This window comes from Bradyrhizobium sp. Crot121, from assembly GCF_059512385.1.
Genome location: NZ_JCAMOR010000426.1, coordinates 1 through 405 on the forward strand (window position 1 = coordinate 1; position 405 = coordinate 405).

Here is a 405-nt window from a genome sequence, read left to right on the forward strand (position 1 = left end):
TGGGATGGGGGCGGAGTTTCCGGACTTGCCACGGGCCGGGCGGACGGTCCAGCGACTAGAGGCCGCCGGCATCGATCTCGCGTCCGTGACCGACGTGGTGCTGACCCACATGCACATGGACCACATTGGCGGGCTGCTCATCGATGGAGTGAGGGACCGGCTGCGTCCGGACCTGCGGGTCCACGTGGCGGCCGCCGAAACCAAGTTCTGGGAGTCGCCCGATTTCTCCCGCGTCTCCATGCCGCCGGGGTTCCCGGACGCGCTTCGGCGGACGGCCAAGCGGTTCTTGCACGAGTACCAGCGCCAGTTGCGGACGTTCGAGGAGAAGCACGAGGTGGCGCCGGGGGTGCTCGTCACACGCACCGGCGGCCACACCCCCGGGCACAGCGTGGTCCGCCTGGCATC

General features: G+C 69.6%; 1 protein-coding gene. It reads left to right on the top strand.

Annotation, left to right across the window (positions count from 1 at the left end; translation table 11 throughout):
* A partial coding sequence (locus AC5ZGW_RS47300; protein ID WP_496114295.1) for an MBL fold metallo-hydrolase occupies nt 1-405 on the top strand: 405 nt, incomplete at both ends.